At 40.3% G+C, this 15,985-nt stretch carries 21 protein-coding genes and 2 pseudogenes; 12 read left to right on the top strand and 11 right to left on the bottom strand.

The features are described 5' to 3' along the window. Positions 1–284 precede the first annotated feature (284 nt). Positions 285–785, top strand: coding sequence for an anaerobic ribonucleoside-triphosphate reductase-activating protein (gene nrdG / locus E7T07_RS07760; RefSeq protein WP_135710540.1), 501 nt, complete (start codon positions 285–287; stop codon positions 783–785). Here the strand turns inward: nrdG and E7T07_RS07755 are convergent. Both E7T07_RS07755 and E7T07_RS07750 read right to left on the bottom strand, forming a co-directional pair. Beyond that, positions 782–1,570: a TatD family hydrolase gene (locus E7T07_RS07755; protein WP_135710538.1), complete on the bottom strand. Its 789-nt coding sequence runs from the start codon at positions 1,568–1,570 to the stop codon at positions 782–784. The two genes, nrdG and E7T07_RS07755, sit on opposite strands and share 4 nt — an antisense overlap. A 130-nt stretch (positions 1,571–1,700) precedes the next feature. After that, positions 1,701–2,321 (bottom strand): DedA family protein, encoded by a 621-nt coding sequence (locus E7T07_RS07750; RefSeq protein ID WP_135710536.1) that lies wholly within the window; start codon positions 2,319–2,321, stop codon positions 1,701–1,703. A 190-nt stretch (positions 2,322–2,511) separates the two neighbouring features. Between E7T07_RS07750 and rplY the strand changes: the two genes are divergently transcribed. The 3 genes from rplY (at position 2,512) to E7T07_RS07735 (ending at position 3,853) form a co-directional block, all read left to right on the top strand. Then, entirely contained in the window at positions 2,512–2,799 is a 288-nt protein-coding gene (gene rplY / locus E7T07_RS07745) for a 50S ribosomal protein L25 (protein WP_135710534.1), read from the top strand. A 409-nt stretch (positions 2,800–3,208) separates the two neighbouring features. Beyond that, positions 3,209–3,391: a type II toxin-antitoxin system HicA family toxin gene (locus tag E7T07_RS07740; protein WP_135710532.1), complete on the top strand. Its 183-nt coding sequence runs from the start codon at positions 3,209–3,211 to the stop codon at positions 3,389–3,391. 42 nt (positions 3,392–3,433) lie between these two features. Next, positions 3,434–3,853, top strand: coding sequence for a type II toxin-antitoxin system HicB family antitoxin (locus E7T07_RS07735; RefSeq protein WP_135710530.1), 420 nt, complete (start codon positions 3,434–3,436; stop codon positions 3,851–3,853). Between the two features lie 34 nt (positions 3,854–3,887). On the opposite strand, the gene E7T07_RS07730 is transcribed toward E7T07_RS07735, so the two are convergent. Next, complete coding sequence (locus E7T07_RS07730; protein ID WP_135710528.1) at positions 3,888–4,307, bottom strand: helix-turn-helix domain-containing protein; 420 nt, start codon at positions 4,305–4,307, stop codon at positions 3,888–3,890. Further along, positions 4,246–5,103 (bottom strand): phage tail protein, encoded by an 858-nt coding sequence (locus tag E7T07_RS07725; protein WP_135710526.1) that lies wholly within the window; start codon positions 5,101–5,103, stop codon positions 4,246–4,248. The genes E7T07_RS07730 and E7T07_RS07725 overlap by 62 nt, the downstream gene beginning before the upstream one ends. 136 nt (positions 5,104–5,239) lie before the next feature. Here E7T07_RS07725 and E7T07_RS07720 point away from each other — a divergent pair, with 136 nt between their 5' ends. Genes E7T07_RS07720 through E7T07_RS07710 form a run of 3 tightly spaced genes read left to right on the top strand, consistent with a single transcriptional unit; the run spans position 5,240 to position 5,937 of the window. Then, positions 5,240–5,377, top strand: a complete 138-nt coding sequence (locus E7T07_RS07720) for a restriction endonuclease subunit S (RefSeq protein ID WP_139712592.1) — start codon at positions 5,240–5,242, stop codon at positions 5,375–5,377. Then, positions 5,374–5,691 carry a DUF6378 domain-containing protein gene (locus tag E7T07_RS07715; RefSeq protein ID WP_135710524.1) on the top strand — a complete coding sequence of 106 codons (318 nt, stop codon included), beginning with the start codon at positions 5,374–5,376 and terminating at the stop codon, positions 5,689–5,691. Before E7T07_RS07720 ends, E7T07_RS07715 begins: the two co-directional genes overlap by 4 nt. Before the next feature lie 3 nt (positions 5,692–5,694). After that, positions 5,695–5,937 carry a hypothetical protein gene (locus E7T07_RS07710; RefSeq protein ID WP_135710522.1) on the top strand — a complete coding sequence of 81 codons (243 nt, stop codon included), beginning with the start codon at positions 5,695–5,697 and terminating at the stop codon, positions 5,935–5,937. Here the strand turns inward: E7T07_RS07710 and E7T07_RS07705 are convergent. The 7 genes from E7T07_RS07705 to glnS form a co-directional block, all read right to left on the bottom strand. Beyond that, complete coding sequence (locus E7T07_RS07705; protein ID WP_246046181.1) at positions 5,883–6,113, bottom strand: SPFH domain-containing protein; 231 nt, start codon at positions 6,111–6,113, stop codon at positions 5,883–5,885. The genes E7T07_RS07710 and E7T07_RS07705 overlap by 55 nt on opposite strands. A 63-nt stretch (positions 6,114–6,176) precedes the next feature. Continuing rightward, positions 6,177–6,857 carry an HP1-YO09 family phage-derived protein gene (locus E7T07_RS07700; RefSeq protein ID WP_135710520.1) on the bottom strand — a complete coding sequence of 227 codons (681 nt, stop codon included), beginning with the start codon at positions 6,855–6,857 and terminating at the stop codon, positions 6,177–6,179. Next, a complete protein-coding gene (locus E7T07_RS07695; RefSeq protein WP_135710518.1) occupies positions 6,854–7,108 on the bottom strand; it encodes a hypothetical protein in 255 nt (84 codons plus the stop codon). Before E7T07_RS07695 ends, E7T07_RS07700 begins: the two co-directional genes overlap by 4 nt. Continuing rightward, entirely contained in the window at positions 7,109–7,699 is a 591-nt protein-coding gene (locus E7T07_RS07690; RefSeq protein WP_167874945.1) for a hypothetical protein, read from the bottom strand. 303 nt (positions 7,700–8,002) lie between these two features. Next, entirely contained in the window at positions 8,003–8,434 is a 432-nt protein-coding gene (locus E7T07_RS07685; RefSeq protein ID WP_135710514.1) for a YcgN family cysteine cluster protein, read from the bottom strand. 74 nt (positions 8,435–8,508) lie between these two features. After that, positions 8,509–8,655 (bottom strand): hypothetical protein, encoded by a 147-nt coding sequence (locus E7T07_RS10975; RefSeq protein ID WP_167874946.1) that lies wholly within the window; start codon positions 8,653–8,655, stop codon positions 8,509–8,511. A 3-nt stretch (positions 8,656–8,658) separates the two neighbouring features. Continuing rightward, complete coding sequence (gene glnS / locus E7T07_RS07680; protein WP_135710512.1) at positions 8,659–10,329, bottom strand: glutamine--tRNA ligase; 1,671 nt, start codon at positions 10,327–10,329, stop codon at positions 8,659–8,661. 288 nt (positions 10,330–10,617) lie between these two features. On the opposite strand from glnS, the gene E7T07_RS07675 reads away from it, so the two are divergent. The 5 genes and pseudogenes from E7T07_RS07675 to E7T07_RS11270 form a co-directional block, all read left to right on the top strand. Further along, the gene (locus E7T07_RS07675; RefSeq protein WP_135710510.1) at positions 10,618–11,796 is read left to right on the top strand and encodes an efflux RND transporter periplasmic adaptor subunit; all 1,179 of its coding nucleotides are present in this window, start codon (positions 10,618–10,620) and stop codon (positions 11,794–11,796) included. A 27-nt stretch (positions 11,797–11,823) separates the two neighbouring features. Continuing rightward, positions 11,824–13,755 (top strand): MacB family efflux pump subunit, encoded by a 1,932-nt coding sequence (locus tag E7T07_RS07670; RefSeq protein WP_135710508.1) that lies wholly within the window; start codon positions 11,824–11,826, stop codon positions 13,753–13,755. A 138-nt stretch (positions 13,756–13,893) separates the two neighbouring features. Next, positions 13,894–15,267: a toxin/drug exporter TdeA gene (gene tdeA / locus E7T07_RS07665; protein WP_135710505.1), complete on the top strand. Its 1,374-nt coding sequence runs from the start codon at positions 13,894–13,896 to the stop codon at positions 15,265–15,267. A gap of 122 nt (positions 15,268–15,389) precedes the next feature. Beyond that, positions 15,390–15,623: pseudogene (locus tag E7T07_RS11275) on the top strand (transposase); the annotation flags it as partial. Between the two features lie 7 nt (positions 15,624–15,630). Continuing rightward, a pseudogene (locus tag E7T07_RS11270) lies at positions 15,631–15,957 on the top strand (transposase); the annotation flags it as partial. Positions 15,958–15,985: the final 28 nt, after the last annotated feature.

Genomic DNA, 15,985 nt, shown 5'->3' with positions numbered 1-15,985 from the left:
ATTTGCCTTGTTTTCTAAAAATAACTAATTCAGATATTAAAAATTATAACCGCGCTTTTAATTAAGTGCTCGATAAAAATGGGGTCCCCGTCTTTGGCGCCCTTTTTTACCATTGATTTTTAGCTAAATTCCGTCTGTTTGAGCGAAGCGAGTTTAGGAATTTAGCGTGAAGAAAATCAATGGTAAAAAAGGAAAAAGCGACAAAATCGGGGCGTGTTTCTTTTGCCTACTTTTCTTTACACGAGTAAAGAAAAGTAGGTTTACGATATAACTTAACAAACACTATGAACTACCTCCAATACTACCCGGTCGACATTATCAACGGCGAAGGCACACGTTGTACACTTTTTGTCAGCGGCTGTACCCACGGCTGTAAAGGTTGCTATAACCAAAAAAGCTGGTCATTTTCCGCCGGTGTGAAATTTGATGCTGCAATGGAAGCACAAATTATCAAAGATTTAAAGGATACGCGGATTAAACGTCAAGGTTTAACCCTTTCAGGCGGTGATCCCATGCATCCTAACAATATTGAAACCTTATTGCCTTTGGTGCAACGTGTTAAACGCGAGTGTCCTGATAAAGATATTTGGGTTTGGACAGGCTATAAAATTGATGAATTGAATGCGTTGCAACAGCAAATGTTGCCTTATATTGATGTGATTATTGATGGTAAATTTGAGCAAGAAAAAGCCGATCCGGCCTTAATTTGGCGCGGGTCGGCAAATCAGAAAGTTTATCGAGTAACCAACAATGGTCAATCTATTGCTTTTACACCAATGTTTTAACCAAATAAATCAATGGAATTGTGCCAAATGGTTTCTTGAATTTGTTCAGGACTTTCAGTTCGTAATTCGCATAACGCTTGGAATACATTGGTAATTCGTTCTGGGCGGTTTGGTTGTCCTTGAAAACCAAAAACTGGCATATCCGGGCTGTCGGTTTCAAGCAATAAAGCATCTAAGGGAAGTTTGCTTATCGCTTGTCTTGTTTTATTGGCACGTTCGTAGGTAATTGTGCCACCCACACCGATTTTATAACCTAAATCCACAAAGCGTTTGGCTTGGTCATAACTGCCGGCAAAGCCATGTACCACGCCTTTTTGGGCTACGTCAATGCGCTTTAAAAAAGTAAAAAGTTGGTCGTGGGTTTTGCGGCTATGTAAATTCACCGGCAACTGATATTGTTTTGCCAAATATAATTGCGCTTCAAAAAATTGGCATTGTTTTTTCCAAACTAGCTCTGCTGTTAATTCAGGTATGGCGCGCTCTAAGCCAATTTCTGCTACTGCGGTTAAATTTACGTGACGTTGTGACAGATATTGTTCCAATACATCCAAATCCGTCAATATATGCTCTTTGATATAAAGAGGATGTAAGCCTAATCCATAGCGTAAATGTTCAGGAAAAAGCGCGGTGAGATTTTTTATCGTTTCAAAATCTCGTTGCAATACTGCCACAACAAGCATTTTTTCTACGCCTGCGGAAAGTGCATTTTGCACTAAATTTTCCAAGGGTTCTTGGGTAAATTGATGAAGATAGTCTAAATGGGTATGTGTATCAAAAAATGCCATCGTTTATCTTAGTAAGTCTTGTGTGGAAATAGGCTGAAATTTCTTGTGGTTCGACAGGCTCACCAACCATGGTTCAACAGGCTTACCAACCCTAATTTCAGCACTACGCAGTGGCGACAAAATATTGAAATTAATGGGACTTGTGGGTATTTTTCTCTTTGCGCGCTTTGTAAACTTTCCAGCCAACAAATGCCGCAACTAAGCCGATGATGACATAAATGCCTGACTGCCCTGTTTTGATTTGTTCTGCTAACCATTCACGGTTATTAGCACCATGCTCGCCCAAATAAACCCAAATTGGCACGGAAATAATGGCTGCGAAGAAATCCAATACCAAGAAGCGGATATAACTTACACGGCGCGTAATACCTGAAACCATATAAATTGGCGCACGTAAACCGGGTAAAAAACGTGCTACAAATAATACGCGGTTGCCATATTTATCAAATTTCTCGCGCACCATACGTAAGCGTTGTAAAGTAAGAATTTTACGCATTGGACGGAAACGTAGAATTTTTACGCCATAAATTCGCCCTAACCAATACATTGTGCTATCACCGGCTAAAACACCAAGCATAGACACAGCAAGCATAATATGCACATTGATACTTTCAGGATAAAGCCCAGCAATAATCCCCCCTGAAACGAGCGTAATATCTTCAGGGATAGGAACACCAAAACCACAAATAATAAGCACAAAAAGCACAGCCCAATAGCCGTAATCAGTAAAAAAACTAACTAATAAATCCATAACAACCTCTGAAATGAAATTGTCGCCTATTTTGCCTTTTATCGCCTTAAATTACCAGTTTAAATTTGCATTTAATGTGATAATTCATTATAATCCGCGTCTCTCGATATGTTATCGAGCGAATTATGGGAAATTGCTGGGTCGCCTGCAATTTCTGTCTATCTTAATCTTACTTAAAGAGAAAATTAACATGGCATTTAAATTTAACGCTGAAGTTCGTACAGCGCAAGGTAAGGGTGCGAGCCGCCGCCTGCGTCACAATGGTCAAATCCCTGCTATCGTTTACGGTGGTAAAGAAGCACCGGTTTCAATCGTGTTAAGCCACGATGAATTAAACAACGCACAAGTTCACGATTCTTTCTATTCAGACGTGATCACATTGGTTATCGAAGGCAAAGAAGTTGCAGTTAAAGTTCAAGCAATGCAACGTCACCCATTCAAACCAAAATTAGTTCATATCGACTTTAAACGTGCGTAATCCCTGATTTATAAGGGTTTACAGCCAATAAACGTTCCGAAATTATTATTAAAATTTTGATTATTTAAGTCTTATTTATCAATATTTTAAAAAATAGTTTCGGAACGTTTTTTTAGTATGTAAAAGGGTCAAGTAAACAAAGAAAAAAGACCTCTCATAGAAACTTTTCCCATCATCACACCTGAATCATTCCCATTTCTCTCATATAGTTATAAATAAGCCCAATAATAATATCTTGGAATGATTTGCCGATGTTGTCTTTTGACATTTACACTGGGGTTAAGATTTTATTGAAAGTTGTCATAATGGACTCCTTGTTTTGTCGTTGAAAACAAAAAACACAACAATTATGTTGCAAATACAACAAAAAAGTTGTATTATGATTTCGCTGTTTTGATAAGGAGGTCTTATGAAATACAGCGAGTTCCTGAGATACTTGTTAGCGCAGGGGTGTAAAATTGAACCACATAAGCGCGGAAGTCATCGAAAGGTAACACTAAACGGTAAGCAATCTGTTTTTCCTTATCATGGGAGTAGAGAAATTGGTACCGGTTTAGTGAATAAGATCAAAAAAGACTTAGATCTTAAATAATATTAAGTCCCTCGAAAGAGGGGCTTTTCTAGGAGATTAAATATGTTACGTTATCCTGTTGAGATTGTCCCTGATGATAATGGGACGTTTCTCGTTACTTGTCCTGATATTCCTGAAATGGCAAGTGTTGGCGATGATATTGATGAAGCACTTCTTGAGGCACAAGATGGCTTAGAAGCTGCATTGGAATTTTATTTTGATGATAGACGTGAAATTCCTATGCCAAGCCAACCCAAAGAAGGGCAACATACGGTCGATCTTTCTGTTTTGCAATCAATGAAAATTTTCTTGCTTAATGAAATGATTAAGCAAGGCGTGCGTAAAGCAGAGATGGCAAGACGGTTGGATGTTCATATGCCACAGGTCGATCGGTTATTAGACTTTAATCACTCTACTAAAGTTGAATTTGTTGAGAAAGCCTTTAGCAAGCTGAATAAGCATTTTTACATTTACCCCGCTTAAGACAAAACCGCCACATGGGCGGTTTTTCTATAGCTTAATCCAACGCCAATTTCAGCGGTTTGCCTAGGGCGATAAGAACCTTTTCAATGGCGTCAATTTTCGATCCGTAGCGTGGGTTTAAAATGCGTCCGATTTCAACCGCACTTAATCCGGCTAATTCGCCAAGGGCTTTTTTGGTTAAGCCCTGTTTGACACGCTCGTTATTGAGCAATACTTTTGCTTCAAGTTGGCTCGACATTGCAACTAGTCGTTCCCCTACTTTTGGTTCAGTGGGTTCGGGAAAATATTTGTCTTCGTCAAAATAATCTTTGACGTTACAAATCAGCAAGTCTTCAAGCATTTCATCAAGCTCAGTCAAATCTTCGCCTTGTGTTACGCCTGTGAGTTTTTCTTCATCTGCAAAGGTTGCCCAATACGGGCGGTTTATTAATGGTAAAGTGGGAGGATTTCTCACTCAACACTTGTCCGTCTTTATTCTTGGCGTAAATCACAACGGTATATTCGCCATTGGGTAAATCTTCCAAGGCAAGATTTGAGTTGCTTAATCCGCGGCGATATTCATAGAGTTTGCCGTCTTTCAAGATGCGCACATCAAAACTGACTTCGCCGTCCCCTGAACCAATATCGGCGGTGACATACAATTTGCCGTCATAACCGACTTGAGTATCAATGTCTTGAATTTGTGGGGGGCGTAAAGTCGTTCTATTGCTTGGTACAAAGTGCGCACTTTTATCTACGATAGCCTCTTTTTGCGGTTCGTGTTGGAGTGCGGTAACGGTAAATGTACCGTCATCATTCTCTGTCAGCGTCATGGCTTTATATAAGCCCGAAGTGATTCGCTCTGTGGTTAATGCCCAAACGGTATAGGGTTCAATGTCGGTTGGCGTGCTTGCTAATATGGCAACGTCGCCTTTAACTTCGGTAATTCGGATTGTGCTTTCTTGGGCGGAATTATTGATATAGGTCAAGAAACTGTTGCCAGAAAGTTCAATTTTGCGATCAAGAGTGATTTTATTGCCATTAACAGCCAAGACACGACCGCCAATATTTGTTCCGGCATAATCGTTGTCGTTAACGCGAATAATATCACCCGGTAAGTGCATTAATCCTTCGCGTCCAACAGTAAATGTAATGGTTTCTTTTTCTAATTTTTCCGTCTCGATAAGCCAACGTCCTGTGCGATAGGCTTGTCCGCGCGATGTACAACCAAATGCAGTGACTTCCGTGAGGTTTAGCCCGTTTTTCGCAATGGATTCATCATCCGATACATATTCTACGGCTTTTTGATATTGCCCACGCTAATACGCAAGGTGACATCTGTCGGATTCGTATCCCCTTGGTCATTTTGGCTATAAAGCATTTTAACGCCGACATTGAAGCGTAAACATGACAAAAGAACAAATCCAAGAAAAACTCAACGAGTTTGACACAAAAGAAAAAGAGCTTGAACAAGCCCTAGAGAAGCTACGCGAAATGCGTAGAGAGTTTATCAATCACCACAATTTAAACAAGGAACCACAATGAACACCACAGAATTATTAGCGCAACGCGAAAGCACCCACGGCAATTTTCACCAAGGCGCGTTAATTTTTAACGACATCACAAAACACATCCAAAACGCACCGCACTTAGACAGCTCGCACAAATACGCGCTCACAATGATTGCCACTAAAATTACCCGAATTTTACAAGGCAATCCGCACGAAGTTGACCACTGGCAAGATATTTGCGGTTACGCCACCTTGGGCGGTCGTCTCAATCTCACTGCAGATGAACCCACCGCTACCCCATTAAATGACATGATAGAGGTGCCTGTTGTGCATATTCACAAAGGTTAAATTATGGCAAGTTCAAAGAAACCGCGCAAAAAGCGGAACAACAACGCGGCTATGGTGAAATACAGCGACAGACTCGCCAAAGGCTCAATGATTATCAGCGTTCCTTATCTTGGCGATGACGGCTCTTTAATCATTCATAACTACCGCAAAGCCAGACCACGCAGTATATCACACCGCGATTTCACACTGCTCTACGATGTCAGCCGTACGTGGTCTTTTGTTTTTGGCGTGTATTTTCGGATTTGAGCGGTAATATCAGTGGATAATTGCGCTCGATTTTCAAGGGCCTTTTGTGCAGTGTAGTTACTGAAAACAACTTCTAAGGCTTGACGGCTACGAGGCTCAATTAACTGAGACGCCATATTTTCTGTGGTGCGGAAGTTTTTATACACGGCAATCGGATCGGTTAATTTATAAGAAATCGTTAATGCCGTTGTGACTGTTTGTGTATCTCGCGTGTAAACACGTTAATGAAATCAACCAGCTCATCTGCGGTTATTTCTCATTGCATCAAGCCAGGCTTGGGCATCTTCTTTTGTGTTAAAGTAACAACCTTTTGAGATAAAGGTTTCATCATATATATCTGTGAGTGTACTTTGCGGAGTGTCTAATTGTGAATCAATAGACCATTTTTGACCAGTTGGTTCTTTTATAGGACAAGGTAAAGTAACTGTTATCATGTTTGACACTGGTTCAGGTTTTTTCCACATACCAATTATGTCTATAGGAGTTTCATCATTGATTGTTGAAGTTCGTCCATCTTCTGTCCAATATATGAATTTGAGAGATCCTTTTTCTAAGCCAATTAATGGTAAATCTGGAATATAATTAAAATCCAAATTTTTAGGTAATTTTGAAAGTACACAGGCTTTTGAACCATTTCTTAACATCACTGGCTCGCCAGCTAATGCTTTTTCAAGGTTAAAAGGTTTTGGTTGGTTTTCCCATAGACCTACAACGTCAATTTCATGTTCAGTGTCTTTAATATTGCGAAAATCTTCAGACAATTGATGTATTCTCGCAATTTCATCTGCGTCATTAAAATAAATAAATACATATGGGTAGTTTTCATAATCAGATAACCCTACATATTTACATTTAACACCGTCACGGCTAATTCCATAAGCTCCATTTAGGATTTCTTTTTTGTCTTCTTCTGAAATCATTTTCTCACTCCTTTTTTCTTTTTGGTTGAACGTACTTTTCTTAAATTGAGAATGTCATCTTTTTGATTTTTGATGATGATTTGCAACCCATCAATGCGTTTGTCTTTCTCTTTGAGTTCAAAATGTAAATCATCGATTTGAACTTGCGCTTCTGCCAGTCGATATTCTAACGCGGCGATTTGCCTTGTGGCTTGTTCAAGTTGGGGGTTGTGTGGCGTTTTTTTTAAAAGCGCGGTTAAAGATTTGAACATTTATGCCTCCTTGGGTCTCCAATTTCTTGCCTGTTCAATGGTTTCTTTGTCTTCTCTGCGTTTGGCGTAGATTTCTTCCAATTTGAGATAATTAACCAGTTTGTCTTGTTGCGTGGTGATTAAATCTACGAACGCGTTGAGTAGTTTTTTCGCGCGGATTTCGCCTATGCCTTTGAAATCGAGCAACCGCTGAAAGCCAAGTTCACGAACCTGTTGCCAGTTGGTTAAGCCGTTTTGGCGTAATATTGCCCACGTTTGTTTGTCCCCTTGAATTTCAAGTTGCGCTAACTCTTGGCGCGCATTTTCTCGGATGATGTTTTCTTCGTAATGTGTGACCAATTTTTCAGCGGTCTTAAATGGCTTGAGCATTTCATAAATGATTTCATCGGTGACATCGTTGATTTCGTTTGGTATGGCAATCATAAAAGGCGATAGAATGTGATCGCGGTTCACTTTCTTTTCTGCCGCTTTTAGGCTGTCCGCACAAAAGGTTTCGTGCTGTGAGAGCGCGATTTGGTTTGTGGTGGCCATGAAATCATAACTGAGATAGGTTTCGCCATTGGGCTTACGGCAAAACGAATGACACAGCACTATATTCGCAAAGATAGGCTGTTAAAACCCACTGATGAAATCACCTAATATCCCCGTTTAAAATAAGTGAGTTTCGGAAAAATAATGCCTGTTTCGGAACATCTCTAAAAATAAACACTTTAATCTTTTGATTTTTAACGATTATTTTCTTGAGAACAAGTTTGTTTTACTTTGACTTCAAACGTGCGTAATGAATTAATTTAACGCAAGCTATGGTACGAAGCCCTTTTGTATGTACAAAAGGGTTTTTTCTTGAAGCAAAATCCCCCCCAACTCAAGCATCTTGCCAATTTTTTTTGAAATTTAATGTTCATCAATCACAAACTCAAACCAATCGATCACATCTTTTTCGTGGATTCCGTTAACAATAGGAATATGTGCCAATTTAACAGAATCAGGATTGCCTGAGATTAAGGGATGCCAATCAAATAATGGTTTGCCTTCATAAAGCAAACGATAGGCGCAGGTTTGAGGTAACCAACCAAATTGTGGCAAATTTTTCTTGGTTAGCTTTGTGCATTCAGTGTCTAATTTAAAACGGTTTAAATAATCACCGCACTTTCCTGTGTTTAAATCTAATAAATCGCAAGCAATTCGAGTGTAATAAAGCTTTTCTCGCCGTCCGCGTCCTTCTATAAATTTACGATAACAACATTTACCGCAGCCGTCACAAAGTGCTTCCCATTCATCATCCGTCATCTCACTGAGTGATTTAGTTTCCCAAAATTTTGTCATAGTTAAAGTTGTGTAAAATTAAAAAGAAATGCGGTCAAATTTGACCGCACTTAGTATGGATTTAGACTACAAATTTAGCGATTAACGCCAAAACTACCGCTGGCTTTATCGTATTTTAAGCCTGAATGAGAGCCGTCTGAACCGTTAAAATAAATATCTTTTGGTTGTGAACAAGCGGCGACAAAAGCAGCCGTAATGGCAATCAAGACGAGTTTTTTCATTAATTAAAATCCTTCTTTTAAACTTACAGTTAAGTTAAAAACTAAATGTTCCGGGTGGCTATCTTTGCTGTCTGCGCAATAATAACCTTCACGTTCAAATTGGTAAGCCTGTTCTGCTTTTGCATTGCCAAGGCTTTTTTCCACAACCCCATGTTTGACCACTAAGGAATGCGGGTTAATTGCCGCGATAATGTCTTCTTCCGCACCAGGATTTGCCATATCAAATAAACGTCCGTATTGACGGAATTCCGCGGGGTGGTTATCTGTTGCAGAAACCCATTGAATCACGCCTTTTACTTTGCGTCCATCTGCCGGATTTTTGCCTAAGGTTCCAGGATCGTAAGTACAATACACGCAAATCACTTTACCATCGGCATCTTTTTCCACGCGCTCAGCTTTAATCACATAAGCATTACGCAAACGCACTTCTTTGCCTAATACTAAGCGTTTGTATTGTTTATTGGCTTCTTCGCGGAAGTCTGCTTCGTCAATGTAAAGTTCTTTGGTGAACGGCAATTGACGCGTGCCTAATTCTTCACGATTCGGGTGGTTAGGTGCGGTCAAAATTTCGCTATTTTCTAAGTTCTCAATCACAATTTTTAATGGATTGATGACTGCCATTGCACGTGGCGCATTTACGTTTAAATCGTCACGAATACAACTTTCTAACGCCGAATATTCCACCACGTTATCTTGTTTAGTGACCCCAATACGGCGGCAAAACTCGCGCAAAGACGCCGGCGTATAACCACGGCGGCGTAGACCTGAAATGGTTGGCATACGTGGGTCATTCCAACCATCCACTACCCCCTCTTCAACCAGTTTCAATAATTTACGTTTAGAGGTTAATGTGCCTTCTAAATTTAAACGTGAGAATTCATATTGATGCGGCAATGGACGTTCAATGGAAATATGCTCTAATACCCAGTCGTATAAACGGCGGTTATCTTGGAATTCTAATGTACACAATGAATGAGTAATGCGCTCAAGAGCATCGGAAATACAATGGGTAAAATCGTACATTGGGTAAATGCACCATTTGTCACCGGTTTGATGGTGGCTGGCAAATTTAACGCGATAAAGTACAGGATCGCGCATCACCATAAATGGCGATGCCATATCGATTTTGGCGCGTAAACAAGCTTTTCCTTCTTCAAATTCGCCGTTTTTCATTTTTTCAAATAACGCCAAATTTTCTTCTACACTGCGATCGCGATAAGGGCTGTTTTTACCTGCTTCCGTTAAAGTACCGCGATATTCACGCATTTCTTCAGGGGAAAGTTCATCCACATAGGCTAACCCTTTGTTAATTAATTCAATCGCATAGCCATAAAGTTGGTCGAAATAGTCTGAAGCATAACGCACTTCCCCATTCCATTTAAACCCTAACCATTCCACATCTTGCTTGATAGAGTCAACATATTCTACGTCTTCTTTAACCGGGTTCGTATCGTCAAAACGCAGGTTGCATAAACCTTGATAATCTTTTGCAATACCAAAGTTTAAGCAGATTGATTTAGCGTGCCCAATATGCAAATAGCCGTTGGGTTCAGGCGGGAAACGTGTGTACACATTATTGTGTTTGCCACTGGCAAGATCTTCGTCAATGATTTGACGAATAAAATTCGTTGGGCGATGTTCTTCGCCATTTACGTCAATATGTTCAGTTGTCATAAGTTTTTTTGTATTTTGTTGATAAAATTCGCTGTATTTTACAGGTTTTATTGCAAGATTTAAAGTGCGGTTGTTTTTGATGAATTTTATTTCCCCAATGGCATTCCCTAAAACCTTTTTCGCCATGAAAATATCATCGCACGGTTGTATGTGCTGGTTCGAATGGTTAGAATTCACGGCATTTTGATATGAACCATGATTTAAATATGGGGTCATACATTTCAATCTTAATAAATTCTTAATATTCTCGCTTTATCATGGCGACAAATTATCTTATCGGGAAAAATCATGAAAAAGAAAACTATTACGATACTGTTATTAGCCACGATGGTTGCCGGTGGTAGCTATTTTTTTATGTCTCAAGGCGAACAAACACCGACTTTTTTAACTGAAAACGTGACGCGTGCCGATGTGGAAAAAACGGTCGTGGCATCAGGCTCTATTCAAAGCTCAAATGAAGTGGATGTTGGTGCTCAGGTTTCAGGCAAAATCACCAAACTCTATGTTAAATTAGGTCAATCAGTGAAAAAAGGCGATATGATTGCGGATATTGATTCCACCACACAAATCAACGCACTCAATAAAGCCAAGGCGGCTTTAGCCAGTTATCAAGCACAATTAAAAGCCAAACAAACCGCTTACAACGTAGCGCAATCTAGTTATTCCCGTTTATCTAAGCTTTACAAATTACAATCTACGTCTTTAGACGAGCTGAACAGCGCAAAAAATACCCTTGATGCGGCGAAAGCAGAAATTGATGCCTTGCAAGAATCCATTAAACAGGCTGAAATTGAGGTGAATACCGCTGAAACCAATGTGGGTTATACCAAAATTACTTCGCCTATTGACGGCACAGTGATTTCAACGCCGATTTCTGAAGGGCAAACGGTGAATGCCAATCAAACCACCCCTACTATTGTGACGGTAGCTAACTTACAAAAAATGCTGATTAAACCTGAAATTTCAGAAGGTGACATTACTAAAGTCAAAGCCGGTCAAGAAGTGGAATTTACCATTTTATCGGATAATCAGACCAAATATCATGCTGTGATTGATAGTGTGGATCCTGCAACCACAACAGATACTGATGCCACATCAACCGGTTCAAGTAGTTCATCATCTTCATCATCGACTTCCGCCGTCTATTATTATGCCAATATGGAAGTAGATAACCCTGACGGTGTGTTGCGTATTGGAATGACAACGGAAAATACGATTAAAATCGCTGCTGCCAAAGGGGTGTTAACGGTGTCCAATATGGCGATACAAAAAAAGGGCAATAAGTATATTGTTCATGTACTTAATGCCCAAAATCAATCGGAAGAACGCGAAGTGGAAATTGGGGTGCAAAACGACTTCCAAACTGAAATCAAATCGGGCTTAGCCGAAGGGGAAAAAGTTATTGTGTCGCAAGTGGCGGCAGGCGAGAAAGTCGGCACCACAGGGCGTGGCCCGCGCATGTTCTAAAGTGCGGTTAAAAAACGGTAAATTTTCATGAATATTATTGAAATCAAAAACTTAAATCGTTATTTCGGCGAAGGCGAAAACCGTGTTCATATTTTAAAGGATATTTCTCTTCATATTGAAAAAGGCGATTTTGTGGCCATTATTGGACAATCGGGTTCAGGTAAATCCACGCTGATGAATATTATCGGTTGCTTGGACACGGCAACCAGCGGATCCTATAAAATTGATGGCAAAGAAACGGTGGAATTATCCGCCGATCAACTCTCGGATTTACGTAGCCAAAAATTTGGGTTTATTTTCCAGCGTTATAATCTGCTCTCTTCTTTGACGGCACAAGAAAATGTGGCGTTGCCTGCGATTTATGCAGGAACATCTCAGGCGAAGCGGCTTGCCCATGCTCAAGAGTTGCTCAAAAAATTAGGGCTTGAAGGCAAAGAACAAAATAAACCCAACCAGCTTTCAGGGGGACAACAACAGCGTGTCAGTATCGCGCGCGCGTTAATGAATGGCGGTGAAATTATTCTTGCCGATGAACCCACGGGGGCATTAGACAGTGCAAGCGGGCAAAATGTGATGGAAATTTTGCGCCAACTTCACCACGAAGGGCACACCATTATTATGGTAACTCACGACCGCGATATCGCGGCACAAGCCAACCGTGTCATTGAAATTAAAGATGGTGAGATTATTGGCGATAGCCACAAAGCAGCGGTGAAAAGTGCGGTTAAAAATGAAAAAGTTTCAACGCCCTGCTTTGGTTTGAGTAAAGATCAGTTGGTGGAAGCCTTTCGTATGTCTGTGGGCGCGATTCTTGCCCATAAAATGCGCTCGCTACTTACCATGCTCGGGATTATTATTGGGATTACGTCTGTGGTTTCCGTGGTAGCGTTAGGTAATGGTTCTCAACAAAAAATCCTGTCGAATATTAATGGCTTAGGTACTAACACCATGACGATTTTTAATGGGACGGGATTTGGTGATCGCCGTGCAGAACAAATGCAAAATTTAACGGTAAATGACGCCAATGCGTTGACAAAACAAAGTTATGTGCAAAATGTTACGCCCAATAGTTCCTCAAGCGGTTTGCTGATTTACGGCAATCAATCTTTTACATCGACTAATCTCAAAGGGGTTGGAGAACAATATTTTGATGTGGAAGGGATGAAGCTGAAATCAGGGCGTTTGATTACCGCGCAAGAAGTGGCAGAAAATGCACCTGTGGCATTATTAGATGAAAGTGCGAAAAAGGCCATTTTTCCGAATGAAGATCCCATTGGTAAAGTCGTTATTTTTGCCAAAAGACCTTTCCGAATTATTGGTGTTGTGACAGATAGACAAATGGGGGCGGCGAGCAGTTCTTTAAATATTTATGCGCCTTATACTACAGTAATGAATAAAGTGACAGGGGGCGTAAAAATTGGTTCGATAACCGTCAAAATTAAGGATAATATCAACACTACGGTGGCAGAAAAAAGCTTAACGGAATTTTTGACCTTGCGCCACGGCAAAAAAGATTTCTTTATTATGAACAGCGACACCATTAAACAGACCATTGAAAGCACTACGGGCACAATGAAGCTGTTAATTTCGTCTATTGCCTTTATTTCGCTCATTGTTGGGGGAATTGGTGTGATGAATATTATGCTCGTTTCCGTCACTGAACGCACAAAAGAAATTGGGGTTCGTATGGCAATTGGCGCACGCCGTAGCAATATTTTGCAACAATTCCTTATTGAAGCGGTATTAATTTGTATCATCGGCGGCGTTTCGGGCATTTTACTGTCCTTAATTATTGGCACTTTATTTAATGCCTTTATTACGGATTTTATGATGTCATTCTCGGCCTTTTCCATTGTGGCAGCGGTATTGTTCTCTACCCTAATTGGTGTGGTATTTGGTTATATGCCCGCGAAAAAAGCCGCCCAACTTGATCCTATTACTGCCTTAGCAAGGGAATAAGTAGCATTATTTTATTTTTTTGATAGAATATGCCGAAATAAAAATGAACGAACGTTCAGTAACAAATTAACCCCCAAAGTGCGGTTAAAAAAACACAATTTTTTGACCGCGCTTTTTCATCATTTAAAGGAAACTTTTATGTTAAAACTGAGCAAAATCGCCTTAGCTATGGCGTTTTCAACAGCGTTAGTGGGCTGTGCCAATATCAGCGACAGCTACCAAGCCAGCCAAGATGACTATAAACAATACGCAGAAATCACCAATCAATATAACGTGAAAGAAAATTGGTGGTCGTTATACAATGATCCGCAATTAAATCGCGTAGTTGAACAAGCTTTACTCAATAACAAAGATTTAGCCAAAGCCGCGATTTCTGTGAACTCAGCGCTCTATCAAGCCAATTTATTAGGGGCAGATTTAGTACCAAGTTTTAATGGCTCAACCGGTTCATCTGCAAGCCGTGCAACAGATACCCATGCCAACTCAACTATCAAACATGAAGGGTCATTAAGCGTAAGCTATACTCTTGATTTATGGCGCCGTTTAGCTGATGCCGCCAATGCGGGGGAATGGACTTATAAAGCCACCCAACAAGATTTGGAAGCAACACGTCTTTCTTTAATTAATTCGGTGGTATCAACCTATTATCAAATTGCCTATTTAAATGACGCCATTGCAGCGACCAACGATACAATTGATTACTACAGCCGTATTAATACGATTATGCAAAACCGTTTAAATGTCGGTGTGGGTGATCGTGCAAGCACGGATCAAGCGACACAAGCAGTATTAATGGCGCGTAATAATTTAATCTCATACGAAACGCAACGTAAAACGGCGGAACAGACTTTACGTAATTTATTAAATTTAAAACCAAACGACCCATTAAATATCACTTTCCCACATATTCTTAATGTGAAAAATACCGGCGTGAATTTAAATGTACCGGTGGCAACCATTGCCAACCGTCCTGATGTCAAAGGCAATTTGTTCCGTTTAAGTAGCGCTTTCAACGATGCCAAAGCAATGCAAAAAGCGTGGTTCCCTACGATTTCACTCGGGGCGTCTATGTCATCAAGTAATAATAAAGTGAGCAATGCTTTTGAAAACCCAACCGCAAAGGGGACATTGGGCATTAGCTTGCCGTTCTTAGATTGGAACCATGTAAAATGGAATGTGAAAATTTCGGAAGCGGCGTATGAAACAGCACGTCTCAATTACGAAAAAGGTATTACCACTGCCCTAAATGAAGTGGATACCAATTATTTTGCCTATAGCCAATCTTTGCAAAATTACCGTAATTTAGCGCAAAAATATGATTACGATAAGCGTATTACCCAATACTACAAAAATCGTTATGATGCGGGTGTATCTGAATTACGCGAATGGCTAAACGCGGCGAATACTGAAAAAACATCACAGGTCGCCATTTTGAATGCGAAATATAGCGTTATTCAAAATGAAAATGCTATTTATAGTGCAATGGGTGGTTACTATTCGGCAAAACCTTAAGATTTTGACCGCACTTTAAAGACGAAAAAGGCAACGATTAAGTTGCCTCAGACCGCTGACAAACCTCTAGACATCTCGCTAGAGGTTTGATCTAATAGGCATATCAAAAAAAGGAAATGCCTATGCTTAAAAATCCCCCTTCTCCCCAATATGAACTCGAGATGATAAGTCTTGAGCAACTTGTTCCTAAAGACCATCTTGTTCGCAAAGTTGCCAAAGCCATTGATTTTGAATTTATCCGTGATGAGGTTGCCCATCTTTATTGCCACGATAACGGTCGTCCTGCCGTTGACCCTGTGCGTTTGTTTAAAATTATGCTGCTGGGCTATCTCTTTGGCATTAAGCACGAGAAGAAAAAGGAAAAAAGCCGAAAGACTGATAACCCGGCATATCTATCAAGCAGCGATGGACAACGCCAATGCCGTTAGACTATCGGAGCAAGGAAAAAAACTCTACAAACGCCGAGCCGAAACCGTCGAGCGTAGCTTTGCGGACGCCAAACAACACCACGGACACCGCTACGCCCGTTACAGAGGGTTGTCAAAAGTGCAGATGCAATGCTTCCTTGCCGCAATGGCACAAAATATCAAGAAGATAGCCCTTGTGCTATGGGCTTTTTTACATTTTTTATGGCTTATTCTTCGCCAATATGCGGTAATGGCAAAAAAATCCACAAAACTGACCGCTTGAGTAGCTATTTAAGGTGAAATGCAAGAAA

Source organism: Actinobacillus porcinus (assembly GCF_901764995.1).
Lineage (GTDB): Bacteria > Pseudomonadota > Gammaproteobacteria > Enterobacterales > Pasteurellaceae > Exercitatus > Exercitatus porcinus.
This window is presented reverse-complemented; position numbering and strand designations above follow the sequence as displayed.